Raw genomic sequence first — 24,417 nt, 5'->3', positions numbered from 1 at the left:
TATGAAATATATATTTAATCAAATTTACTTAATCGGGTCATTTTGTTTATTAGTGTCTTGCACGGCAATGGCGCAAAAATTCAATACCCATCAAGTAAAATCAGGAGAGACTTTAGAAAGCATTTCTAAAATGTACGGGGTTTCAACGTCAAGTATATTACAGTACAATAAGGAAATAAAGGAAGGTCAGAAACTAAGGTCGAATACGATATTGGTAGTTCCTGGTAAAAAGATTGTTGAGCAAACAAATACACCAATTTCTAATACTCCCACTTCAAGTACAGTAACAACTAGAACGAACACAACTGTTGTGCAAGATTCTGTAAAGGCAAGAGAGCCTATTGGTTATACAGAGCACCGTGTCAAGAAAAAGGAAACTATTTTTGGCATTACTCAAATGTATAACATTACAGAAGATGAGCTAAAAAAGTACAACCCTGTGTTATATGCTTCTCCATTACAAAAGAAGATGGATTTGCGAATTCCTAAGTACCGCGCTCCTAAAGTTGAAGAAGTAGTTGAAAATCAAGCAGATTTAGAAAAATACATTGTTGCCGCAAAAGAGACTTGGTGGAGTATTGCTCATAAATATGGTATTACCATAGAGAGAATGCTAGAGCTAAACCCAGGGCTGTCTGCCGCAAATAACTATTTGTCTGAAGGTTACGAGCTGTTAATGCCTAAAATTGCAGGTAGTACCGTTAAGAATCAGGTAACACAGCTGTATACTTCATATACGGTACCTGCTAAAATGAATTTCTATCGTTTAGAAAAGGAATTTGGAGTAAAGTCTGATGAGATAGTTCGCTTAAATCCTGAAATTACAGAACGCGGAGGATTAAAAGAAGGTATGGTAATTCGTATTCCAGAAAAGAAAGTAGAGACCGGAGAAATTAATACCGAGAACTACATTTTTTACGAGGTTAAACCAAAGCAAAATGAGTTTCGATTAACTAGAAAATTCGGAATGACATGGGCAGAATTGGTAGCCTTGAATCCTGATTTAAAAGATGGTCTAAAGGCAGGTATGGTTTTAAAGCTGCCAAAAGATAAGGTCGGCGATTTTGAAGTTAGAAATGCACTGGTATTAGATAAGGTTAATTTGTTGGATAGTATTAATGTTGGGGTAAAACCAAAAGTATTGTTTTTGTTACCTTTTAGATTAGATAAACTTGATTTAAGTAATAAAGAAGCAACGGAAAAAATTATAGATAATAGAAATAGCTTGAAATATAGCTTAGGTCTATATTCTGGTGCATTGGTCGCTATTGATTCTATGAAGTCATTAGGGGTTTCTATAGATGTAAAAACTTTTGATAATCAATTAGATTTGGGTAAGACAAAGCAAATTTTACAAGGAGAGCAATTAGGTGGTTATAGCGCCGTTTTTGGTCCTTTAGATATGCCTTCTCTTAAAGAAACTGCTGTTCAGGCTTCAAGATTTAATGTTCCTGTAATAGCACCGGTACCTGCTAAAAGTGATTTAAGTTTAGATAATGTTTTCTTTTCTTATACTGATGAAGAGGTGTTGTGGAAACATATGTTAGACTATGTGGAAACCAACCATAAAGAGGAGACTCTTTTGGTAATAGCAGATGAGGATAATAAAAAGGAGAAAGATGCTATTCTTGAACGTTTTCCTACTGCTAAAGTAGTTGTAGTAAAAGAAGAAGAAAAAAATATTGGTATCAACAGAGATAAGTTGCAAACTCTTTTATCTGACCAAGTGCCTAATTGGGTATTTGTTGAATCTGATAATTATAAATTGATTGCCAGTGTTGTATCTATTTTGAATTCATTCAACAATACGGCGTTTGATCCTGTATTGGGTAAAGACAAGGTGAGTGTAAGAATGTTTACAACAGATATGAACTCCGCTTTTGAAAATGATGTAATTTCAAATACACATTTGTCCAATTTGAAGTTTACTTACCCATCAGTGAATCGTCAGGTAACCAATAATTCTTTCGTCGAACGCTACAGAAAACGTTTTGGTGATGATCCAGATAGATATGCGGTAAGAGGTTTTGATCTTACCTATGACCTTTTATTGAAGCTAGCTTATAATAATAGTCTAATTGATGTTTCAAGATTTATAGGTGAAACAGAATACAGTGGTAACAAATTCAATTACCAAAGAAAAGGTGTAGCTGGGTATTTTAATCAGTCGTCTTATATTATGATGATCGATGATTTAAGAATAAAAACAATAGAGTAGATGACATCAAAAGTTACATACAATGGAGGCTTAAGAACAGAATGCGTTCATTTGAAATCGAACGATTCTTTCGTAACAGATGCACCGGTAGATAACAATGGTTTAGGTCAGGCATTTTCGCCGACAGATACCGTTGCAACAGGTTTGGCAAGTTGTATGTTGACAATGATGGGTATTAAGGCAAACGGATTGGAAGTAGACTTAAAAGGTACTACAGCATCTGTTACCAAGCACATGGCTGCTTCCCCTAGAAGAATATCAAAAATAGAGGTAGAGGTTCATTTGCCAAAAAATATTTCAGATAAGAATAGAAAGATTTTAGAGCACACGGCAAATACTTGCCCTGTGCTCTATAGTTTACATCCAGATATTGAGAAAGTAATCACTTATAATTGGGACTTATAAAAAAGGCACATTTTATGTTATTTCTATTAGCACTGCTGACCATTTCAAATGTTCAGGGCCAAGAAGTAGTGTCTTGGGAGCCTGATTTTAGATTTGCTTGGAGTGATTTTCAAGGTACAGTGCCAGTATCTTCAGGTGCTGCGGCAACAACGGCAAGTGGTTTAACCTATCGCTTTTCCACTTTTTATGAAAATGACGAATTACACGTAGATTATAAGGTGTTCGCCTATTTTTATCCCACAAAATCATGGTACAAACCGGCACTCTGCAATGACATAACCTTACTACACGAACAATTACATTTTGATATTACCGAGCTCTATGCTCGCAAATTGCGAAAGAAACTGGCAGAGACTAAATTCACTGAGAATGTAAAAGAAGAGATTCGTAAAATCTACAAGGCTACCATTCGTCAACTGAACGATTTTCAAAATAAATACGATTCAGAAACCAACTATTCAAGAAATTTACCCCTTCAAGAACTGTGGGTTAAAGAAATTGAAAGTGCTTTAAAACAATAAATATTTAAATTTTTGAGTAATAAAAAAAGCACTTCGATAAGAAGTGCTTTTTGTTGATTTGAGTATTTAGATTTCGCTCAATATGACATTTGGTATTAAGAAAAGCTACTGTTGTCTATTACACATCACAAATAGTAACCCCTTGTTTTAGAGCAGAAATTTTATCATCCCAACTTGGTACGAATTCTTGCGCTACGTGACCTTTATAGCCAGTTTTTAAAATAGCTTTCATTACTGCAGGGTAGAATATTTCTTGGGTTTCATCAATTTCATGTCTACCAGGGTTTCCGCCAGTATGGTAGTGTCCGTAATATTGGTGATAATCCTCAATGTTTCTAATGATATCACCTTCCATTATTTGCATGTGGTAAATATCATATAGCAGTTTAAAATGTTCAGAACCTATAGCTTCACAAAGCGATACACCCCATTCAGAGGTGTCGCACATATAATCTTTATGGTCGACCTTGCTATTCAAAAGTTCCATTTGTAAAACCACACCGTGCTTTTCTGCTAGAGGCATTAGTTTTTTAAGACCTAAGGCGCAATTTCGTAATCCCACCAAATCGTTCATTCCATTTCTATTTCCGCTAAAACAGATTAAGTTGGTATAGCCTGCTTCCGCTACTAATGGTATTACGCGTTCATAATCGGCAATTAGATCGTCATGTAAAGAAAGGTCGTTAAAACCTTTTTCAATGCCCATACCGGCACCCCAGCACATTGACGCGTGAATGTTGTATTTCTTTAAAAGCGGAAATTCATCTGGTCCGACCAAATCTATTGAACGAATATCAAGTTCCACTAAATTTTTAAGAAAATCTTCAAAAGGGATGCTTCCATAGCACCAATAACAAACACTATGGTTAATATTGTACTTTAATTTAGCGGTAGTTTCAGTATTTTTATTGTTTGCTACTGCTGCTGAGGTAGTTAAGAATCCGACAGAGGCAGCCGCTGAGGTTCCAATAAAATTTCTTCGTTTCATGTTGTTTAAGTTGTTGAATTCTTAAAGATAATTTTTTTAGATTAAAAAATGGAAATTAATCCAGATAAGAGGAAGTTAATAGAATTGGCACATTACCGTATGCCATTTGGTAAGTATAAGGGTAAGTATTTGATTGATTTGCCCGAGCCATATTTGGTATGGTTTAATCAAAAAGGATTTCCTGATGGTAAATTGGGAGAATTATTGCGATCTATGTTAGAAATCAAAACAAACGGCTTAGAATCGTTAATTCGAAAAATACAAAAACATTTTCCTAAGGAAACCCGTTAAGTTCTCACCTCAATTTGTAACTTTGTGTCCCGTAACATAGAATTCGATACATGGCACAAACCAAATACATCTTCGTTACGGGAGGCGTTACTTCATCCTTAGGAAAAGGCATCATTGCTGCATCTTTGGCTAAATTACTGCAATCTCGCGGCTACAAAACTACCATTCAAAAACTAGATCCTTACATTAATGTAGATCCAGGAACCTTAAACCCTTATGAACATGGCGAATGTTATGTAACTGATGACGGTGCAGAAACAGATCTAGATTTAGGTCACTATGAGCGTTTTTTAAATGTTCGTACTTCTCAAGCGAATAACGTTACTACGGGTAGAATTTACCAAAGTGTTATTGAAAAAGAACGTAGAGGAGAATTTTTAGGTAAAACGGTACAAGTTGTTCCTCATATTACAAACGAAATAAAAGAACGTGTTCAATTGCTTGGTAATAGTGGTGAGTACGATATTATTATCACTGAAATAGGTGGTACGGTAGGGGATATTGAGTCGCTACCTTATATAGAAGCGGTACGTCAACTACTTTGGGAGTTGGGTGATAACAATGCTATTGTTATTCATTTAACCTTGGTGCCTTATTTATCTGCTGCAGGTGAGTTGAAAACAAAACCTACGCAACACTCGGTAAAAACATTAATGGAAAGCGGTATAAAAGCCGATATTCTTGTGTGTAGAACAGAGCATGAGATTTCTAACGAGATAAAAGACAAACTGGCGCTTTTCTGTAACGTAAAGCGTGAAGCGGTTATACAAAGTATTGATGCATCTACTATATACGATGTGCCATTATTGATGCAAGAGGAAGGTTTAGACACCGTAACCTTGCAGAAATTAGCACTGCCAAATAATGTTGCCCCAGACTTAGGTCGTTGGAACGAGTTTTTGGCAAGACATAAGAATCCGAAAGATGAAGTTACTATTGGTCTAGTAGGTAAATATGTTGAATTGCAAGATTCCTATAAATCTATTTTGGAGTCATTTATACACGCCGGAGCTGCAAACGAGGTAAAAGTAAATGTAAAATCTGTTCATTCAGAATATATTACAGCTGCCAACTACGAAAACAAATTAAAAGGATTGGATGCTATTTTGGTAGCACCTGGTTTTGGTGAGCGTGGTATTGAAGGTAAAGTCAAAGCTGTTGAATATGCCCGTGTAAATAAAATTCCGTTTTTGGGCATCTGTCTAGGTATGCAAATGGCGGTAATTGAATATTCACGTGATGTATTAGGACTTGAAAATGCAAATTCTACAGAGATGGATGAAAACACTCTTGATCCTGTAATTAGCATAATGGAAGAGCAAAAGACCATAACCGATAAAGGTGGTACAATGCGTTTAGGTGCCTGGGACTGTGAATTGAAAGATGGTAGTCTGGTTAAAGAAATGTACAACGGAGCTTCTCAAATATCTGAACGTCATCGTCATAGATATGAATTTAATAATGCCTATTTAGAGCAATTAGAGAATGCAGGTCTTATGGCTACTGGTTTTAATAAAGAGACGAATTTGGTTGAAATTGTAGAGGCAAAAGATCATCCTTGGTTTATTGGCGTGCAGTATCACCCAGAGTATAAGAGTACTGTGGCTAATCCGCATCCTTTATTTGTTGGCTTTGTAAAGGCTGCTTTAGAGCATAAAAAGGCACAAAGTAATGCCACATTGGCATAAACATCATATTTGGACATATATTTGCTTTCTTAAAAATTCAAAATATTCCCAATTAATTAGAAATACCACATGGAAGAAAAGAAATTTGATGTACAATCCATAATTGGCTTCGTGCTTATTTTTGGAATACTCATCTTCATGTTTTACCAAAATCAACCAACTCCAGAAGAGTTAGAGGCAGAAAAGGCAAAGCAAGAACAAGTAGAGGCTGCAAAGGCATCAGAAAATTCAGAAACAGCAACTGTTATTAATGATGTACCACAGTTAGATTTACAAGATTCAACTGCTGTAGCCAATTATCAAGGTAAACTTGGTGCTTTTGGTTTTACAAAACCTTCTAATGATATTACTACGTTAGAGAACGATGTGCTTTTATTGAAAATCAGTAATAAAGGTGGGCAGATAGTAGAAGCGAAAATGAAACAGTTCGTTACCTACGATTCTATACCAGTATATTTAATAAAGGATGGTAATGCTTCTTTCGGATTGGATTTTGCCACTTCTGATAATAGAACGTTGAATACTCAAGATCTATATTTTGAGCCAACAATGACCAATGATAATGGCAACCAAGTATTGTCATTAAAAGCGAAAACTTCGAGCAATCAATATCTAGAATATAGATATGAAATGAAGCCAGATGACTATTTGGTAGACTTCACAATCAAGTCAAAAGGCTTGGATAATATTATTAGTTCTAGCAAACCAGTTCAATTAGATTGGAAACAGAAAGGTATTCGCCACTCTAAAAGTATTAAGTACGAAAACAGATACACCCGTTTAACCTATAATCATGAAGATGGTAAAATAAGCAAGCTTTCTGAAGGTAGCGATGATGACGAGACTGAAGAAGATGTAAAGTGGATTTCTTACAGACAACACTTTTTTAGCAGTATTCTAGCAGCTGATGAGCCTTTTAAAAGTGGAGATTTAACTTCTGTTAATTTAGTAGAAGAGGAAAGTAAAACTTTCGGCTTTACAAAAGAATATGCATCTGCTTTACCTGTGGAATTGGAAGGCGGAGAAATATCTAAAGATTTACATTGGTATTTCGGTCCTACAGATGTTGATACTTTATCTAAGTATGAAGATTTAGGTTTGGTAGATTCTATTCCTTTTGGTTGGGGTATTTTCGGGTGGATCAACCGTTATGTGTTTACACCTTTTTACGGGTTAATCAGCACATATTTCCCTTACGGTATTGCTATTGTTATTATGACCATTCTAGTTCGTTTGGCAATGTCTCCTGTAACATACAAGTCGTATTTATCACAAGCTAAGATGAAGGTGTTGAAACCTGAAATTACCGAGCTTGGTGAAAAGTATAAGGACAATGCAATGAAAAAGCAGCAAGAAACCATGAAGTTATATGGCAAGGCTGGTGTCAGTCCCATGAGTGGTTGTATACCTGCGGTTATACAAATGCCAATATTCTATGCGCTTTTTATGTTTTTTCCAACATCATTTGCATTAAGACAAAAACCATTTTTGTGGGCAGATGATTTATCTTCATACGATACTATTTTTGAATGGACTACTAATATTCCTATCATTAGCACATTTTATGGAAATCATGTAAGCTTGTTTCCGATTTTAGCTTCCATTGCTATTTTCTTTTATATGATGATGACAACGGGGCAGAACATGCCAACACAACCAGGTATGCCAAATATGAAATTTATCATGTACTTAATGCCGTTTATGATGTTGATATTCTTTAATAATTATGCGAGTGGTTTAAGTTTATATTATTTTGTTTCTAATACCATTACGATAGGTATTATGTTGGTCATTAAGAACGTTATCATAGATAATGATAAGATACATGCCCAAATACAAGAGAATAAGAAGAAACCGAAGAAGGAAAACAAGTTCCAAAAGAAAATGCGTGAAATGATGGAGCAAGCAGAAGCGCAGAAAAAAAATTAAAAATCTCAGTGTTATAAAATAAAAAGCCCTTTCATTTATGAAAGGGCTTTTGCCATTGGTTAAGGCTTGGTTTGGTAAGATTTGGGATGTCAAAGATGTAATTTATTTAAGGTTCTATAAAAAGTTAGTTGTAAAGGGTGCGTTATTGTATGCTAAAGTTGGGTATGCTGTTGTTTAAGTTTTTTGAAATAGAATACTTTCTTTGCACTGCAGCTTGTGTAGCAAAAGTGTTTAGAATGTTTAAAGATGTCAAATCAAAAAATTAAATAGTGCCAAATATTAGTTACAGCTTTGATAACATGGCAAGAGGTTATATTGCTATCTTCTTTTACTATTAAGAATATTGAGTAGTATAGGCTTAACGTATTCTACAGATTTTAGTTAAAAAGGTGGTGGAAATCAGCTAAATAATCTTCAATTTTAAATAAAAAAAAGAGCCGCGAAAGCGGCTCTTTTAAGTATTTTTTGATAAACGAATTAGTTTGTTGTATCAGGTATCATTACAGTATCTATGGCATGTATAACACCATTGTTAGCTTGAACATCAACGGCAATAATGCCGATTCCTGAATTACCAGAACCATCAGTAATTGTTACATTACTATCACTATCGATAACGAAAGTTAAGGTGTCTCCTTCTAAAGTCCCAGGAGATACCAATCCGTCACTTAAGTCGGCAGAAACAATATTTGCCCCAGCAATAACATGGTGATTTAAAACAGCAGTTAATACATCTCCACTAGGTATTGCTGCTAAGTTTGCAAATGCTTCGTTAGTAGGAGCGAATACAGTAAAAGGTGCTGGATCTGTACCGGTAGTTGTACTTAAAACGCTTACAAAGTCTGGCTGACCTTCAGCGGTTAACGCGCCTACAAGTGAACTGAAATTAGGGTCGGCTGTTGCGAACGTTACCACACTTGGTAAATCAATAACAGTATCTACAGCATGTATAATTCCGTTAGTGGCAACGATATCAGCTGCAGCAACTGTACTTGTTCCATTTAATATTACGCCATCATCAACATTCACATAAATACTTAAATTATCACCATCTACATTAGTCGCGGCAGTGTTAAAATATGTATTAGAAAGACTTGCTGCATTAGCAGCTGCGCCAGAAATTACGTGGTTTGCCAAAATACTATTGATGTCATTATCTGAAGGATTTGTAAAACTGTCAAAAGCAGAATTTAATGGAGCAAATACTGTAAAATCAGTTTCTGAATCAGAAAGTAACGTTGTAAAAGTTGTATTGCCGTCTGCCGTAAGTGCACCTACCAAAGATGTTAAATTAGGATTTGCTACTGCATGATCAACAATGTTAGGTAAGCCTATTACTGCATCAACGATATGTACCACGCCGTTTGTAGCTTTGTTATCAGCTGCGGTAACTGTAGAACCACCATTAATAACAACACCATTCTCTATATTTATAAACATACTAAGATTTGCATCGTTCGGACCCGCAGTTGAAAGTGTTGAAACATATCCATTTGAAAGATCAGTTGATAAATTAGTTCCTGCTACAACATGGTTTAATAAAACTTGTGTTAGTATCTCTGTTGGAATATCATCTAGACCGCCAAAATTATTCTCCATCAAGAAGTCTGCGAAAGCATCATTGGTTGGGGCAAAAACGGTAAAAGAACCTTCACCTGCTAATACGGTAGGTAAATCTCCATCAGCAGCAATTAAAGCATCGACCAAAATACTCAAACTTGGTACCGAAATAGCTAAATCGGTAATTGACGTCAATAAAACACCGTTTAAAGCATCTAAAGCTTCTTGAGGAATCAAAACTTTATCTATTAAATGCACTATACCGTTTTCTGTTTCAACATCAGCTGCAGTCACAGTAGCCATTTCGCCTGCGGCATCTGTAAAAGTAACTCCGCTACCTATGTTAACAGTTAATGTTTCACCTTGTAATGTAGTAATGATCTGTCCTTCTGTTAAGTCACCAGAACCTACTGCAGCACCAGATACTACATGATATGTTAATATTGTGGCCAATAAATCTTGTAATTGCTCATCGTTGAAATCGTCTAAAGAGTCGAATCCGTCTAAACGAGCTAACAAATTTGTAAAAGCATCATTGGTTGGGGCTAAAACTGTGAATGGTCCTTCGCTACTTAAAGCGGTAATTAAATCATTGTTAGAACTTTCGTCAGCTTTTGCTAATGCAGAAACTAAAGAGCTTAATGAACTCGTGTTTTGTGCAGTCTCAACTATATTATCGTCTTCAACGATAATTACGGGGTCGTCATTGTCATCATCGCTACAAGAAGTAGCAAAAACTAGTAGCATAACTATTGCTGTCGATTTTAAGAGTTTACCTAAATTTTTCATATTATATTCTTTTTGTTGAACTATTATAAAACAAAGCTAAACAAAATTTTAATTTATAAAAAATGAGAATATGGCAGATATTAGACTTTTAAATTAAATTTTCTTTCAAATTATAGCTTATAATTATAGATAATGAAAGGGTTTATCTTAAATTTTGACAATTTTTTGTTTAACATAAATTTGTAAAAGTTTAACATTTTATTTATGATAAACGATTCACTTTTAACTTTTTGGATGGTTTTAGAGAATGAATTTGATATTTTTTAATGAAACATGTGAGTTGCAAAAAAAAGTATTTCCGAAATGAAATTTTGTAATTTTGTTGCGACCAAGTAGAAGAGATGAAAAAAGTAGTAATAGGACTTTCTGGTGGAGTAGATTCGAGTGTAGCGGCATACATGCTAAAAGAACAAGGTTATGATGTTATTGGCTTGTTTATGAAAAATTGGCACGACGATTCGGTAACGATATCAGAAGAATGTCCATGGTTAGAAGATAGCAACGATGCATTGATAGTAGCTGAGAAATTGGGTATTCCGTTTCAAACAGTAGATTTGAGTGCAGAGTATAAAGAACGTATAGTAGATTATATGTTTAAGGAATATGAAATGGGGCGCACCCCGAATCCTGATGTTTTATGTAATAGGGAAATCAAGTTTGATGTCTTTATGAAGATAGCGTTACAGCTGGGTGCTGACTATGTTGCGACGGGTCATTATTGTAGAAAAGGAACACTCCATAATTCTGATGGTTCTGAGACTTATCAATTATTGGCAGGAAAAGATGGTAATAAAGATCAGTCTTATTTTTTATGTCAGCTATCACAAGAGCAATTGTCAAAGACACTATTTCCAATAGGGGAGTTGACCAAGCCGCAGGTAAGAGAAATTGCTGCAAAAATGAATTTGATAACTGCGGATAAAAAAGATTCGCAGGGCTTATGTTTTATAGGTAAGGTGAGATTGCCAGAATTTTTACAACAACAGTTAAAACCTAAAACGGGTAAAATTGTTGAGGTTCCTGCATCTTTTGATAGTTACGAAAGAAGTATTCCTTTATTTTCAGATAAAAACGCTGAGTTAGAATTTTATGCAGAGAAACCAGTCTATCATTTAACCGATGGTAAAATAGTTGGTGAACACCAAGGTGCGCATTATTTTACTAAAGGTCAACGTAAAGGATTACATGTTGGTGGTACTAAAGAACCGCTTTTTGTAATAGATACCGATGTAAACGAGAATATTATTTATACAGGTCAAGGTAAAGCGCACCCTGGGTTGTATAGAAGAACCTTGTTCGTGAAAGATGAAGAAATACACTGGGTACGTACGGATCTAGCTTTAAATATTGATGAGAAATTAGAAGTCAAGGCACGAATAAGATATCGTCAAGAATTACAAGAGGCTACAATATATAGGGTGGAAGGTGGTATGTATGTAGACTTTAAAGAAATGCAATCTGCAATCACCGAAGGTCAATTTGTAGCATGGTATTTAGAAGATGACCTTATTGGATCAGGTGTAATTTCTTAAATAAAGGGTTACATTTTAAAGGGCTTAATGGTATCTTTAAAATGTAACTTTTACTTGATAATCGAGTAAAAAGGTTTTGATGTTTGGGGTCTTATTCTGAATTTCAATACAAAACCTTGACTTATAATCCCAAGTTGACACTTCACATATGCAAAATAGAATTACCGAACTTTTTAAGATAGAATTTCCCATAATTCAAGGCGGAATGATTTGGACCAGTGGATGGCGACTGGCCAGTGCAGTGTCTAATAGTGGTGGTTTGGGTGTTATAGGTGCCGGTAGTATGTATCCTGATGTTTTACGTGAGCATATTCAAAAATGCAAGAAAGCAACTTCAAAACCTTTTGCAGTCAATATACCTATGTTGTATCCGGACATTGATAAATTGATGGATATTATTATTGAGGAGGATGTAAAGATTGTGTTTACATCAGCAGGAAATCCTAAAGCTTGGACATCCTTTTTAAAAGAAAAAGGAATTACGGTTGTACATGTAGTAAGTAGCTTAAAATTTGCATTGAAAGCACAGGAAGCCGGAGTAGATGCTATTGTTGCGGAAGGGTTTGAAGCTGGTGGACATAATGGTCGTGATGAAACAACGACTTTAGTATTGATACCATCAGTTAAGGAAAAAATTACTATTCCATTAATTGCGGCTGGGGGTATTGCAACAGGCAAAGCAATGTTGGCTGCTATGGTTTTAGGTGCTGACGGAGTACAAGTAGGTAGTCGATTTGTAGCCAGTGAAGAAGCATCGAATCACATCAATTTTAAAGAGGTAGTGGTGAATGCTAATGAAGGGGATACTCATTTGACATTAAAAGAATTGGCTCCAGTTCGGTTGGTAAAAAACAAGTTTTATAACGAGGTACAAAAAGCGTACGCTGAAGGAGCAAATACAGATGAGTTGAAAACCCTTTTAGGTAGAGGTCGTGCCAAAAAAGGCATGTTCTTAGGTGATTTAGAAGATGGCGAGCTAGAAATAGGTCAAGTATCAGCATTGATACACGATATAAAGCCAGCTGCCCAAATTGTTGAAGAAATGATGAGTGAGTTTAATAAGAGGAAAGCAGAACTTTCCTCTTTATAGGTTATACTTCTTTATCTTCCCCTTCAATAATTCGCACTTTATTTTTCAATGAGCCAAGGTATTCTATAAGGTCTCGAAGTTCTCTTCTTGAAATCATGCGGCCCATGGCAGGCATTGCCGACATAGAGTTTTCTCTTCTAGCTATTCTCATTAGAGGTATTTTTAAAGGTTCGGCTTCAGAAGTTCTTAGTAATATTTCGTTGTCATTTTCCTCAATAAGCACACCTTGTACTTTTTGTCCGTCTTTGAGCGTGATGGTAACGGTGCCATAACCAGGTGCCAATCGTATACTAGGCTCAATAAGGGCTTCTAGTAATTGTTGCCTGTTTAAGACATTACCAATATTATCTAATTTTGGACCAACCTCTCCACCAGAACCATTTACGGAGTGGCAGCGTACGCATTGTGCCGTAGGGTTGTTATTAAATACAGACCTACCTGCCCACCAATTACCTCCATAAAGTGTTTCTTGAAAAGAATCAGCGGAATAACCAGCTTTTTTAAGCTTATCTAGCCGTGCTATTAATTTTGAGTTTTCGGTTGCTTTTACAGATTCCATTAAATCCAATATAATACCTTGTTTAAGCTGATCATTACTGGCTTTGTCAATTAAATTGGTCAGTAAGGCATTACTATGTTCATCAGGTAAATCACCTAATACATCTAACATTCGTTGTTGTTCAGATATAGAACCTCGTTTAAAAATAGGCTCTACAATGCTAGGTAGTTTCTCTTTGGCAATGTTTAGTTGTGCCAACAGTCCAACAGCGGCCGTTCTCACTTCTGAGTTATTATCTTTCATGCCCATAGACATTGCCGCTTCCATTTTATCGAATTTCAATTGACCTAAAGTGGTTAGTACAGCAGATCTTACTTCAGGAGACTTGTTAGATTTAAATATATAAAACAGGTCATCATTATAAGAGTTAATACCGATAGCACTCAATGTTTTTGAAATACCTATTAAAATTTCTGGCTGACGTTCTTTTAGAAACGACGGAATATCATTTTTAATTTTTTCCTCTAACCGACTGTTTTCTCTCACGATTTCACCTCTGTATCTGCCATCAACACGATCTAGAAGAGAAGGATTGTTCCATGTACCTAAAGCTGCAAGAGCTTCGCCACGTAAATCACTAGACACATTTCTACGTTTAGCAAAGTTAATAAGCATATCTAATTGTTCATCGCCACCAACACGTAATGCGGCATTAATTGCTCTACGCAACAAGGGTTCAGATTTAAATTTCTCGTTAGTAAGCATTGACGCTAATGCAGGTAAGGCCGCTTCAATAGAAAGGTCATCATTTATTGCACGGGCAGTTTCCGTTACAATATATTCATCTTTATCAGATAGAAATATAGAAATATTAGGGTCTTGTAGTTTTCTTAAAACCATAACGGCGGCAATACGTAAACTTCTATTTTCACTATTTGCAAGTGCTAAAAGTGGTTCGGCGTTACCAATTCTAGCTAAAGCTAAAACAGCAGCATGTCTTATATAAAGGTCTTGGTCGCTATTAGCTTCGATCATTGTCAAAAGTGTAGGTATTGCAGCTTCGTATTTTAATCTACCTAAAGCTTGTGCGGCAAAGAATTTAACTCGGTCATTTTCATGAGTAGTTAATGATACAAGACTGTCGGCAGCTTTTTCATATCTTAAGTCACCTAAAACTTTTACACTTTGAGCTATAATTTCTGGATCACTATCACTTAACAAATTAAGTAATGGCTTAGCATCATCTGTATCATTTGCAGCTATTTGTCCAATACCCCAAATGGCATGTATACGCGCAAATTGGTTTTCTTCTTCTGTGATAGCTTTTTCTAAAGCTCTATAGCCCCAAAATGTTCTTTTAGCAAGTTCAAATTGCGCTTTTTGGCGAATTCTCATATCACCGTATGATAATAATCTTACCAAACTATCAGTCTTTGCATCCTCATAATTATGGGTCATTAGTTGTTGAGTTATTAAACGTTCTTGTGCAAGATCATTGCTTTCTTCGGTTACGTCTAATTTCCATACTCTACCATAATTTTTACTTCCCCAACCATTTACCCAATCGGCGAGATATAGTGCTCCGTCAGGTCCGAATTCTATTCCTGTTGGTAATACGCCCGATAAAATAGATTCATCTGAGTTCAGTTCAAAAGAAGCACCTTTTGGTTTTAAATCGAACGACCAAATATGTGATCTACTAGGGTCGCCTACGAATTCAACCAAAAAGAATTTATCCATCCATTTTTTGCCTAGCGCGGTACCTGGGTTATATTGCATTCCAGTTGGTCCGTTATGAAAATTTTGGATTGGAGGCATAATGTATGCCGCCTGACCTTCCCAACGGGGAGTGAACAATTTTTCATCCATCCATACATTATATCCATTGTTTTTAGGGTCGGTATATTTTCCATATTGCCAATTAGCTCTCCATCCTGAATCTGAACCTTCTACTATATGAACCAAACGCTCACTTTCACCTTTATGGTCACCATCATTATCTGAAGTAATTATATTTCCGTAGGCATCGAAAACAAATTCGTGGGTATTACGGAGTCCGTGCGCAAAAACTTCAAAATCAGAACCATCAGGATTACTTCTAACAATAATACCTTCATTTGGATATTTATGGTTTTCACCATCTACAGTGGTTATATTAGCTCCTATATCTCCAATACCCCAGTATATTTTACCATCAGGACCTTCAATAGCGCCAGACATGCCGTGACCGCTAAAACCAATATGAACGGCAAAACCATCGGCGATGCTCGTTTTCTCATCCAAAATTTTGTCTCCGTTAGTATCTGTCAAGCGATACATACCGGGACCAATACCAACAAAAACATCTTCGTCGCGGACTAAAAGAGCACCCGCTTGATCGTTAATTTCATCATTAAAATCATTCATGATTTGTGTTGAAATATCGGCGATGCCATCGTTATCTGTATCCTGTAACATCCAAATTTCATCTTTTTCTACGGCAAGATCACGCCAATCATGAATGCTATCGTTGTTTAGATCAGGAAACCACTCATTTTCCTTACTAAGTTCAGGAGCAAAAGTTTTGTGTAGAAAAGCTCTTCTATCTTCAACAGACTCTAAGGCAATTGATGCTGTCATCCAATCTCTATGACCACGAATATCAAATTCAGAGTTTTTATTTCTGTTAGATCGCGTTATGTATACATTGCCATCATCATCAATATCCATCGCAATCGGGTCTGGAGCTAAAGAATCAGATGCCCATAAACTTAATACTAGTCCGTCGGCTACTTCGGCGGTAATGGTTTCTCTAGCTAACTTCGCCATTTCAATAAGTTCAGTACTATCTTGTTGTATAGTTAATGGGATTTCAACAGGTTTTTTATTTACACAGGAAGCACAGAAAAATAATAGGGAAGCTATCCCAAAAATGAATTTTTTAAAGAATGTCATTGTTGTTTGATTGAATTGAAACTTAAATGTAGCGAATAATGTAGATAATTGATAAAAAATATGAATTCTTGCTAAACTATTAACCATATATGGTATAGTTTTATCAATTTGCAATTGAATATCTTTTAATTCAATGTTAAGAAAGTGTATTTAAAAGTTCCATTATATTTGATCACTTATTAAACTTATAATTATATGAATACTATTAAAACAACATTAGTTTTTCTTTTTCTTATAGCTTTTGGCTCAAATATGGTTCAAGCGCAAGAAGGACATCCTTTAGAAGGTAAATGGAATTTGACAATTGATCAAGAAGGAGAAAAATTACCTTCTTGGTTAGAAATTCGCCACTCGGGTACCAATACCTTAATAGGTAGATTTACGTATGCATTCGGTAGTGCAAGACCAGTTGCCGAAATTGAAAAGCATGGTGAATTATTTTCATTTTCAATACCGCCACAATGGGAGCCAGGTGCTTCTAATATGGAGTTTGAAGGAAAAATTGTAGGTGACGGATTAGAGGGCACAATGATCTATGTAGATGGGAAAATCTATAATTGGACAGCGACCAAATCGCCTAAGCTTCCGTATTATGACAATGCAAAAGAAGGCAAGACAGTGAAGTTATTTAATGGAAAGAACTTAAATGGATGGGTGATGAAGCCTGGTAATCAATGGGCAGTGTTGGATGGTATTCTAACTAGTGCCAAACCTGGGGTGAATTTAATATCTGAAGTAAAATTTAAGGATTTTAAATTACATGCCGAATTTAGATACCCGGAAGGTAGTAACAGTGGTATATATTTAAGAGGGCGATACGAAGTACAGATTGCTGATAATATTGGATTAGAACCTTCATCTATTTATTTTGGCGGAATCTATGGGTTACTTACACCAAACGAAAACGTTGCTATGAAAGCAGGGGAGTGGCAAACGTACGATATTACGTTAATTGGTAGAAGGGTTACTATTGTAGCTAATGGAAAGACCATAATCTCTAATCAGAATATTGAAGCGATGACAGGTGGTGCTTTAGATAACAATGAGGCAGAAGCAGGACCAATAATGATACAAGGTGACCATGGACCAGTAGAATTTAGAAAGTTAGAAATTACACCATTGAGTAAAGGATAGTATTAGAAGGTGTTTTAAAAAAGCCTCCAATTCTGGAGGCTTTTTTTTATTCATTTCTGTTAATTTCAGTAATTATAGCCAAGGCTCTAACTTCTTCATCTTTATTAACAAAGATTTCTACCAATTCAGGTAAAGGAGTGCCAAAACCTGCTAGGCGAGCAGATTCGGTTTCGTCTTTAAGAATAGGTTCAATATTACTTTCTTTTAAAGCCAGTTCTATGCGTTTCGCTTCGATGCTATTTCCTCCGAAAACTTTTATATAGTTTGAGTTCATTTTTTTAAGTTAAATTAATAGTAGTTCAAAATAACTATTTCTTAAAAATAGTAAGAACCAGTTAAAGGTAAATTTTATAAGCTTATTTTAATTAAGACTAATTGGATGTTCTTTTAATTTGTTCTGTTCTAGTGATTGAGTATTAATGGTAAAATAGAACGTACTGCCTTTATTTTCTTCCGAGTCTACCGATATTCTACCTAAGTGATGGTCTACAATTTTTTTACTGCCATAAAGTCCAATACCAGAACCTTCGAATTTAGATTGGTTATGTAATTTATGAAAGGCTTTAAATATATTTTCTTGATGTTCTTTTGCTATTCCGATACCATTATCTGAAACAATAAAAAGGTATTCATTTTCCTTTTTTTCCGAGGTGATATTTATAACTGGCTGCCCTTCATTAGTTTTAAATTTTAGTGCATTATGAACTAAATTTTGAAAAAGCATTCTAATATCGCTGGGTCTGGCGATTAATGTAGGCATCTCGCCAATGTTCAATGTTGCTTTAGTTTCTTTGATACTTTCTGATAAATCATCCATAACCAATTGTATAACTTCTGCGATATTTACAGACTCCATTCCGCTAGAATTTCCGATTTCAGCATATTTTAATAAACCTTCTACCAAATTTGTAAGCCTGGTAGAGCTGCTTTGTAAATGTTTTAAATAGTTGCTGAAATCAGCATAGTTAGCTGCTGAATGTTGTTTTTCTAATTCTTTAGCAATGACCTTTATGTTGTTTAGTGGACCTCTTAAATCATGGGTTACAATAAAGGTGAATTCTTCAATCTGCGTATTTTTTAATTTAAGTTCATTGTTTAAAACGGCTAATTTATTGTTTTGATTTCTTAGGTCGCTTTGGGCTTTTTTAAGATTTAGCTCACTTTCTTTTAAAGCGGAAATGTGATTCTCTAAATCGGAAGTATAGGTTCTTGTTTTATTTTCGTCATACATGCTAAATGTCAGTGAAAGCCAGCCTAAGCAAGCTAAAAATGCAAAAATTTCATCGAACGGAACATCTATGATACCCAATATGGGTTCATAAAAAGAAATGTATATAGTAGGTATTACAAATGCTAGTATATCAAAACCGATAATTAGATTTCTTAACTTAGGGTTTCTACGATAACCTATATACGCCAAGAAGCCCATTGTAGCAAAGGCGACTGCTTGACCAAAAAAACCTCCAATTAAGAATATGAGTGACATAAACATTACCGGGGGGAACAAGGTCATATATATTCTTGTGGCTTTATGAAGTTTTAACCGATTTAATATAAAACCAATGCCGAAACCTAAAGCAACAATAAATGCGAGTAACTGTTCAGTATAAGAATGAAATAATAAGGTATATATATAAACTGCAAATGTAAAAATGGAAGAGACAATCGTTATTAAACCAAATTCATCTAAAAATTTGATTTTTTTTGTGCTTATAGTAGAAGTGTTTTGTTTTGACAAATTATAAAATTTAAAGTACTTTATTTCTCTAGGATCAAATAGACGTGTCTATTTAGATTAATACTCGCCTTAAAAAGTATGAAGAATCGGGGAATTGTTAATATTCATATTTAAACTAAATATAAGAAAGAGAAGTTTATAAAATTAGAAAAGACACCTTTTATTGGTGCCTTTTTATACTAAAATTGTTTTAACGATAGTATTGGTTAAATACTCATAGGAATTTCCATAACGAGAATTTTTGAATCTTTATTAATTTTGAAATCAAAAGTGTCGGTGTCCCAAATACCGAATCCGTCGCGTTTATTTAATTTCTGGTTTGCAATTTCAACTTTTCCTTCTAAAACAAATACATAAACTCCGTTTTCTTCTTGTTTTAAGGTGTATGAATCTGTTGTTTCAGTATCGTAATCACCAATATGAAACCAAGCATTTTGGTGAATCCATACTCCGGTATCATCGGCATTAGGTGAGAGTACTTGATATAAACTGTTTTTCGTCGCAATATCTTTAAGCGAGATTTGATCATAACGTGGAGTAACATTTTGCTCATTCGGAATAATCCAAATCTGTAAGAACTTAACCTCTGCTTCTTTATTTTTGTTGTGCTCGCTATGTGAAACACCTGTGCCTGCACTCATAACTTGAACATCGCCAGCTTTAATAATTGTTGAGTTTCCCATATCGTCCATATGCTGAAGATCACCTTCTAACGGAATAGATATGATTTCCATATTTCTATGAGGATGCGTTCCAAATCCGCGACCACCTGCAACGGTATCGTCATTTAGTACCCTTAATACTCCGAAATTCATTCGCTCGGCATTATGATAGTTTGCAAAACTAAAGCTGTGGTAAGAATTTAGCCAACCATGGTCAACATGACCTCTGGTAGCGGATTTATGTAAAATAGTTTTCATTTTATTATTTTTTTTGATGTAGTTTTAGTCGGGATCTAAAGCTGAACTTTACACTTGAGTACATTGTAAATATCAGTGATAACAGCATAAATCTATGATTTAATTTTCTAGTGCAGTTCTTTAACTCAATAAATTATTAGTATAATTTTACTTGCTAAAGTGCGTTATGGAAATGAAAGTTCCCTATTCCCTAAAAATGAGATTCTTTATTCTATTTTTAATATTTATTATAAGTACTAATTTAAGTGCTCAGGATCCAGGTGATGCGGCCAAGCATATTGGTTCTGGTGTGGTAATTGGTGTTGCCGGTGGCTACGCTGCACATAAAATATCTAATGGTCAACGAGGATGGAAATGGGCTGGTGCTATTGGGAGTGCATTTGCAGCAGGATTAGCTAAAGAAGCAATTTATGATTCTTCTAGAGGAGCTGACTGGGAAACCAGAGATGTAGTGTTTACGACTTTGGGAGGTGTAATATCTGCTTTAGCTTTAGAAGTATTTGTTGGTAATGGTGGCAATGGTCGTGGAGGAAATAGAAGAGGAAAAAGTTGTGGTTGTTTGGTTGCTCAATTAGATAACCAATATGAAGTTCAATTGCCCTTGTTCGTAGAAAATGGCACGGGCGATATAACCTCAGAACTACAGGCAGCTTATCTTCTTCGATAGATTACAGAAGTCCCTTCGCTTTAATTTCTAAGTATTTATTAATGGTATTGATAGTCAAATCTTCAGGTTTGGTTAAAATAGTTTGTATACCGTACTTTCTCAATTCGTTTACCACTAATTGTTTCTCGTAGATAAATTTTTCTGCAATAGCCTGTCCGTAAATCTCAAGAGTATTGTTGGGTTTTTCTTTAGCGTATGCAACAAGTTCTGTATTCTCAAAGAAAATAACTACCAATAAATGTTGTTTTGCAATCGCCTGCAAATAGGGTAATTGGCGATGTAGTGCGTCTAAGGTTTCAAAATTGGTATATAGAAGTAATAGACTTCGTTGTGGTAAATTTCTTTTTGTGTCAATGTATAATCTACTAAAATCACTCTCAACAAAATTAGTATTTAGGTTATAAAGCGTTTCAAGAATAAGATTCATTTGAGAACTTCTACGTTCTGCAACAACTCTGTTCTCTATTTTATTACTAAAAGCGAACATACCCGCTTTATCATTTTTTTTAAGTGCAATATTACTTATGACCAAAGTGGCGTTGATAGCGTAATCGAGTAAGCTAAGCGAATTAAAAGGCATTTTCATTACCCTACCTTTGTCAATAATAGAATAAATAGGTTGCGATTTTTCATCTTGAAATTGGTTGACCATCAACTGACCTTTTTTTGCAGTTGCCTTCCAATTTATATTACGAATATCATCACCCTGTATGTAATCTTTAATCTGTTCAAACTCCATCGTATGGCCAATACGGCGAATTTTTTTAATTCCAAATTCAAGAAGTCGATTGCTAAAAGCTAAAAGGTCATATTTACGAAGTTGTAAAAATGAAGGGTATACAGGTACCTCTTTATCTTGGTTAAATGTATATTTCTTAGTCAAAAAACCTATGGGCGATGTAGCGAATACATTTAAATTTCCAAAACTATAAACTCCACGTTCTACAGGTCTTACAATATAATTATAAAATTTTTGTTCTCCAGTTTTTAATACGCTGTGAAAATTAAAATCGCGCTTTTGAAATTGAAAAGGAAGCTCATCTATAATGTTTACTTGGCTTGAAAATAGGTATTGGTTAGTGACCTTGATTTTGATGTTGTTTTCATCGCCATTAGAAAGTTTGTCAGGTACAATTCTATCGGCAATTATGGTTCCTTTAGATAAAAATAAAAGGATAATATCTACTATTGTAAGGGCTAAAAATAGATAAAAGAGAAGTTTAGCTACAAAAGATAAATTTTCAAAAATATAGGATATTAAAAAGCACAAGATGATTCCTGTTAAAGCCAGAAAGAATCTTTTTTGAAGAAATATATTTTTGAAAACCTTTTTCACGATAATTATCTTGGAATTTCTATGGTTTGAATAAGGTCGCTGATCATCTTCTCAGCAGTATAGCCTTCCATTTCCCTTTCAGGGGTTAAGATAATTCTATGACCTAAAATAGGACCAACAACCTTCTTGATATCATCAGGAGTGATGAAATCTCTACCATTAATGGCTGCAACAGCTTTAGAGGCATCTAAAATGGCAATAGACGCTCTTGGTGAAGCTCCTAAGTATAAATTGGCATTAGTTCTAGTATTATTCACAATAGCGGCTATGTACTTCAGTAAATTGTCTTCGACAATGATATCTTTTATCACCAATTGATAAGCTGCAATTTGTTCTGCAGAAAGGACAGAATCTATTAGTGCTTCAACGTTCGTATTTTTCTGTTGATGCTTGTTTTCTAGTATCTGTATTTCTTCTTCTAAAGTAGGGTATTGAACATTTATTTTAAAAAGAAAACGGTCTAATTGAGCTTCTGGCAGTCTATATGTACCTTCTTGTTCAACAGGATTTTGAGTGGCAAAAACCAAAAATGGAGGTTGCATTTCAAATTCATTTCCGTCAATTGTTATTTGTCGTTCAGCCATGGCTTCAAAAAGGGCAGCTTGGGTTTTGGCAGGTGCACGGTTTATCTCATCGATTAGAATAATATTTGAGAATATAGGTCCTTTTTTAAATTCGAATTCAGATGTCTTCACATTGAATATAGAAGTACCCAGAATATCACTTGGCATTAAATCTGGAGTAAACTGAATTCTACTAAAATTTACATTCATGGTTTTTGCCAAAAGTTTTGCCGTCACAGTTTTGGCTACACCCGGTACACCTTCAATAAGTGAATGTCCGTTTGCTAAAATAGAAACAATCAATAACTCGATCATTTCTTGCTGACCAATAATAACTTTTCCTAATTCAGCTTTTACATTGGCTACAGACTCCTGTAGTTTAGTAAGATCTATACGCGAATTAAATTCTACGTTGTTTTCATCTTGTGTATTATCTTCCATAAGATTGTTTAAATGTGTTGATTTTCTGAACCAAGGCTAAAGAGTCTTGTTCAGTATGTATAGGTTTATTTTTTAGGCTGAGTATGAGGTCTATTAAAGATTTTGTTTCTTCTCTAGATTTTCCCGCTTTAGCACTTAATTGTGTAATTAAGTTTTCATCTAAAACAGTGGTGTTTACAAAGTATCTATTTCTAACATAGGTTAAAAAATAGATAATTTTTTTATTGTTCAAATTAGTGTAATCTCTATGTTGATAATATAGTGATCCTACAGTTTTTGCAAACTCTACAGAAGAATTTTCCAAAGGTTTTATGATTGGAATTATTCGCTGTTCTCTTTTTGCTTTGAAGATGACAAAAAGTAGAAGCCCGATCACCAGTAAATAATAGCTCCATTTTAATGCGGGTTGATTTAAAATGAATCGCATTGGTGAGGTTATGACCTTTCTGCCAGATTTTTTATAGTTGTCCCAATATACAAGATGGTCGTTTAAATACGAAAAGCTTTGTGTACTGTAGTCGCTATTATCACCTAATACGTAATAGTTGGTAAATGCGACGGGCAAGGTATTGATTATGAAACTTCCTTCACCAAAAGACGTCTTTATAAAATTAGGTCTCAATTTAATATCATTCCTATTATCCTCTAAAAAAGTAGAAGATTTAAACTGTATGTGTCCTAATATTTCTGTGTTTGCTGTATCAACACTAACAAAAAATGAAGGGTCGACTCCTCTTTCAAAATAGAAATGTTCTCGTTTGAAATTTTTGTTGGAGAAAGAAGCTCTGACCGAGTCTTCCTGCATATCATACTGTTGTGTAATTTCAATATTTAAAGTATCTGCTAATTGCCCTGTAAGATTACTTGTAGCTATAAAAACATGATTACCATTTTCCACATATTTTAAAACCTGATTTGTCTCTTGTTCATCTAAATAAATATAATCGTTAATGATTAAATAATTAGAAGGTATGGTGCTATCACGTTGTATTAGAGCATCATACATGCTACTTTCAACGGACTCAATTTCGCTCTTGGAAAAAATATTGGGTAGTTCATTAAAAAGCACAAAACAACCAAAAGGAATTTTAGATACAGATGTATATGAAGGTCTCCAGTTTATGGGTCTAGGGCGTACTATTTCGGTTACGATGATACCAATTAGCACCGCAAT

20 protein-coding genes are annotated in these 24,417 nt (G+C 34.9%); 11 read left to right on the top strand and 9 right to left on the bottom strand.

Going from position 1 to position 24,417, the window contains the following annotated elements:
• Position 1 precedes the first annotated feature (1 nt).
• The 3 genes from DFQ03_RS12315 to DFQ03_RS12305 are packed head-to-tail and all read left to right on the top strand — an operon-like array spanning position 2 to position 3,144.
• A complete protein-coding gene (locus DFQ03_RS12315; protein WP_133673475.1) occupies positions 2 to 2,218 on the top strand; it encodes a LysM peptidoglycan-binding domain-containing protein in 2,217 nt (738 codons plus the stop codon).
• On the top strand, positions 2,219 to 2,623 hold the full coding sequence (locus tag DFQ03_RS12310; protein ID WP_133673474.1) for an OsmC family protein: 405 nt from the start codon (positions 2,219 to 2,221) through the stop codon (positions 2,621 to 2,623).
• A gap of 14 nt (positions 2,624 to 2,637) precedes the next feature.
• Positions 2,638 to 3,144 (top strand): DUF922 domain-containing protein, encoded by a 507-nt coding sequence (locus DFQ03_RS12305; RefSeq protein ID WP_133673473.1) that lies wholly within the window; start codon positions 2,638 to 2,640, stop codon positions 3,142 to 3,144.
• Between the two features lie 118 nt (positions 3,145 to 3,262).
• Here DFQ03_RS12305 and DFQ03_RS12300 read toward each other — a convergent pair whose 3' ends face one another.
• Positions 3,263 to 4,132 carry a hydroxypyruvate isomerase family protein gene (locus DFQ03_RS12300; RefSeq protein ID WP_133673472.1) on the bottom strand — a complete coding sequence of 290 codons (870 nt, stop codon included), beginning with the start codon at positions 4,130 to 4,132 and terminating at the stop codon, positions 3,263 to 3,265.
• Between the two features lie 48 nt (positions 4,133 to 4,180).
• Here DFQ03_RS12300 and DFQ03_RS12295 point away from each other — a divergent pair, with 48 nt between their 5' ends.
• The 4 genes from DFQ03_RS12295 (at position 4,181) to DFQ03_RS18835 (ending at position 8,218) form a co-directional block, all read left to right on the top strand.
• On the top strand, positions 4,181 to 4,423 hold the full coding sequence (locus tag DFQ03_RS12295; RefSeq protein ID WP_208295920.1) for a DUF3820 family protein: 243 nt from the start codon (positions 4,181 to 4,183) through the stop codon (positions 4,421 to 4,423).
• A gap of 50 nt (positions 4,424 to 4,473) precedes the next feature.
• A complete protein-coding gene (locus DFQ03_RS12290) occupies positions 4,474 to 6,111 on the top strand; it encodes a CTP synthase (RefSeq protein ID WP_133673471.1) in 1,638 nt (545 codons plus the stop codon).
• Between the two features lie 69 nt (positions 6,112 to 6,180).
• On the top strand, positions 6,181 to 8,040 hold the full coding sequence (gene yidC / locus DFQ03_RS12285) for a membrane protein insertase YidC (RefSeq protein ID WP_133673470.1): 1,860 nt from the start codon (positions 6,181 to 6,183) through the stop codon (positions 8,038 to 8,040).
• Positions 8,041 to 8,077: 37 nt separating this feature from the next.
• Positions 8,078 to 8,218, top strand: coding sequence for a hypothetical protein (locus tag DFQ03_RS18835; RefSeq protein WP_166637468.1), 141 nt, complete (start codon positions 8,078 to 8,080; stop codon positions 8,216 to 8,218).
• Positions 8,219 to 8,517: 299 nt separating this feature from the next.
• Here DFQ03_RS18835 and DFQ03_RS12280 read toward each other — a convergent pair whose 3' ends face one another.
• Positions 8,518 to 10,389, bottom strand: a complete 1,872-nt coding sequence (locus tag DFQ03_RS12280) for a fasciclin domain-containing protein (RefSeq protein WP_133673469.1) — start codon at positions 10,387 to 10,389, stop codon at positions 8,518 to 8,520.
• 341 nt (positions 10,390 to 10,730) lie between these two features.
• On the opposite strand from DFQ03_RS12280, the gene mnmA reads away from it, so the two are divergent.
• A complete protein-coding gene (gene mnmA, locus DFQ03_RS12275; RefSeq protein WP_133673468.1) occupies positions 10,731 to 11,921 on the top strand; it encodes a tRNA 2-thiouridine(34) synthase MnmA in 1,191 nt (396 codons plus the stop codon).
• Between the two features lie 148 nt (positions 11,922 to 12,069).
• Positions 12,070 to 13,011 carry an NAD(P)H-dependent flavin oxidoreductase gene (locus DFQ03_RS12270; RefSeq protein WP_133673467.1) on the top strand — a complete coding sequence of 314 codons (942 nt, stop codon included), beginning with the start codon at positions 12,070 to 12,072 and terminating at the stop codon, positions 13,009 to 13,011.
• A gap of 1 nt (position 13,012) precedes the next feature.
• Here DFQ03_RS12270 and DFQ03_RS12265 read toward each other — a convergent pair whose 3' ends face one another.
• A complete protein-coding gene (locus DFQ03_RS12265) occupies positions 13,013 to 16,531 on the bottom strand; it encodes a HEAT repeat domain-containing protein (protein WP_243834490.1) in 3,519 nt (1,172 codons plus the stop codon).
• Between the two features lie 108 nt (positions 16,532 to 16,639).
• Between DFQ03_RS12265 and DFQ03_RS12260 the strand changes: the two genes are divergently transcribed.
• Complete coding sequence (locus tag DFQ03_RS12260) at positions 16,640 to 17,578, top strand: 3-keto-disaccharide hydrolase (RefSeq protein ID WP_133673466.1); 939 nt, start codon at positions 16,640 to 16,642, stop codon at positions 17,576 to 17,578.
• A gap of 46 nt (positions 17,579 to 17,624) precedes the next feature.
• On the opposite strand, the gene DFQ03_RS12255 is transcribed toward DFQ03_RS12260, so the two are convergent.
• The 3 genes from DFQ03_RS12255 to DFQ03_RS12245 form a co-directional block, all read right to left on the bottom strand.
• Positions 17,625 to 17,852 carry a putative signal transducing protein gene (locus DFQ03_RS12255; protein ID WP_133673465.1) on the bottom strand — a complete coding sequence of 76 codons (228 nt, stop codon included), beginning with the start codon at positions 17,850 to 17,852 and terminating at the stop codon, positions 17,625 to 17,627.
• A gap of 87 nt (positions 17,853 to 17,939) precedes the next feature.
• Positions 17,940 to 19,316 (bottom strand): sensor histidine kinase, encoded by a 1,377-nt coding sequence (locus tag DFQ03_RS12250; RefSeq protein ID WP_133673464.1) that lies wholly within the window; start codon positions 19,314 to 19,316, stop codon positions 17,940 to 17,942.
• 206 nt (positions 19,317 to 19,522) lie between these two features.
• Positions 19,523 to 20,236, bottom strand: a complete 714-nt coding sequence (locus DFQ03_RS12245) for a pirin family protein (protein ID WP_133673463.1) — start codon at positions 20,234 to 20,236, stop codon at positions 19,523 to 19,525.
• Positions 20,237 to 20,432: 196 nt separating this feature from the next.
• On the opposite strand from DFQ03_RS12245, the gene DFQ03_RS12240 reads away from it, so the two are divergent.
• The gene (locus tag DFQ03_RS12240) at positions 20,433 to 20,903 is read left to right on the top strand and encodes a hypothetical protein (RefSeq protein ID WP_133673462.1); all 471 of its coding nucleotides are present in this window, start codon (positions 20,433 to 20,435) and stop codon (positions 20,901 to 20,903) included.
• A 1-nt stretch (position 20,904) separates the two neighbouring features.
• Here the strand turns inward: DFQ03_RS12240 and DFQ03_RS12235 are convergent, their stop codons facing one another.
• The 3 genes from DFQ03_RS12235 to DFQ03_RS12225 are packed head-to-tail and all read right to left on the bottom strand — an operon-like array spanning position 20,905 to position 24,411.
• The gene (locus DFQ03_RS12235) at positions 20,905 to 22,239 is read right to left on the bottom strand and encodes a DUF58 domain-containing protein (RefSeq protein WP_133673461.1); all 1,335 of its coding nucleotides are present in this window, start codon (positions 22,237 to 22,239) and stop codon (positions 20,905 to 20,907) included.
• Positions 22,240 to 22,244: 5 nt separating this feature from the next.
• Positions 22,245 to 23,243 (bottom strand): AAA family ATPase, encoded by a 999-nt coding sequence (locus tag DFQ03_RS12230; protein ID WP_133673460.1) that lies wholly within the window; start codon positions 23,241 to 23,243, stop codon positions 22,245 to 22,247.
• Positions 23,233 to 24,411, bottom strand: a complete 1,179-nt coding sequence (locus tag DFQ03_RS12225) for a DUF4350 domain-containing protein (protein ID WP_317128177.1) — start codon at positions 24,409 to 24,411, stop codon at positions 23,233 to 23,235. The genes DFQ03_RS12230 and DFQ03_RS12225 overlap by 11 nt, the downstream gene beginning before the upstream one ends.
• Between the last annotated feature and the right edge of the window lie 6 nt (positions 24,412 to 24,417).

It is taken from the genome of Maribacter caenipelagi, assembly GCF_004364175.1.
Classification (GTDB): Bacteria; Bacteroidota; Bacteroidia; order Flavobacteriales; family Flavobacteriaceae; genus Maribacter; species Maribacter caenipelagi.
This window is presented reverse-complemented; position numbering and strand designations above follow the sequence as displayed.

What these genes read in the sequence shown, in the direction of transcription:
- DFQ03_RS12315 (WP_133673475.1), top strand. Translation starts at nt 2, where the DNA reads ATGAAATATATATTTAATCAAATTTACTTAATCGGGTCATTTTGTTTA.
- DFQ03_RS12310 (WP_133673474.1), top strand. Translation starts at nt 2,219, where the DNA reads ATGACATCAAAAGTTACATACAATGGAGGCTTAAGAACAGAATGCGTT.
- DFQ03_RS12305 (WP_133673473.1), top strand. Translation starts at nt 2,638, where the DNA reads ATGTTATTTCTATTAGCACTGCTGACCATTTCAAATGTTCAGGGCCAA.
- DFQ03_RS12300 (WP_133673472.1), bottom strand. Translation starts at nt 4,132, where the DNA reads ATGAAACGAAGAAATTTTATTGGAACCTCAGCGGCTGCCTCTGTCGGA.
- DFQ03_RS12295 (WP_208295920.1), top strand. Translation starts at nt 4,181, where the DNA reads ATGGAAATTAATCCAGATAAGAGGAAGTTAATAGAATTGGCACATTAC.
- DFQ03_RS12290 (WP_133673471.1), top strand. Translation starts at nt 4,474, where the DNA reads ATGGCACAAACCAAATACATCTTCGTTACGGGAGGCGTTACTTCATCC.
- yidC (WP_133673470.1), top strand. Translation starts at nt 6,181, where the DNA reads ATGGAAGAAAAGAAATTTGATGTACAATCCATAATTGGCTTCGTGCTT.
- DFQ03_RS18835 (WP_166637468.1), top strand. Translation starts at nt 8,078, where the DNA reads ATGAAAGGGCTTTTGCCATTGGTTAAGGCTTGGTTTGGTAAGATTTGG.
- DFQ03_RS12280 (WP_133673469.1), bottom strand. Translation starts at nt 10,389, where the DNA reads ATGAAAAATTTAGGTAAACTCTTAAAATCGACAGCAATAGTTATGCTA.
- mnmA (WP_133673468.1), top strand. Translation starts at nt 10,731, where the DNA reads ATGAAAAAAGTAGTAATAGGACTTTCTGGTGGAGTAGATTCGAGTGTA.
- DFQ03_RS12270 (WP_133673467.1), top strand. Translation starts at nt 12,070, where the DNA reads ATGCAAAATAGAATTACCGAACTTTTTAAGATAGAATTTCCCATAATT.
- DFQ03_RS12265 (WP_243834490.1), bottom strand. Translation starts at nt 16,531, where the DNA reads ATGGTTAATAGTTTAGCAAGAATTCATATTTTTTATCAATTATCTACA.
- DFQ03_RS12260 (WP_133673466.1), top strand. Translation starts at nt 16,640, where the DNA reads ATGAATACTATTAAAACAACATTAGTTTTTCTTTTTCTTATAGCTTTT.
- DFQ03_RS12255 (WP_133673465.1), bottom strand. Translation starts at nt 17,852, where the DNA reads ATGAACTCAAACTATATAAAAGTTTTCGGAGGAAATAGCATCGAAGCG.
- DFQ03_RS12245 (WP_133673463.1), bottom strand. Translation starts at nt 20,236, where the DNA reads ATGAAAACTATTTTACATAAATCCGCTACCAGAGGTCATGTTGACCAT.
- DFQ03_RS12240 (WP_133673462.1), top strand. Translation starts at nt 20,433, where the DNA reads ATGAGATTCTTTATTCTATTTTTAATATTTATTATAAGTACTAATTTA.
- DFQ03_RS12230 (WP_133673460.1), bottom strand. Translation starts at nt 23,243, where the DNA reads ATGGAAGATAATACACAAGATGAAAACAACGTAGAATTTAATTCGCGT.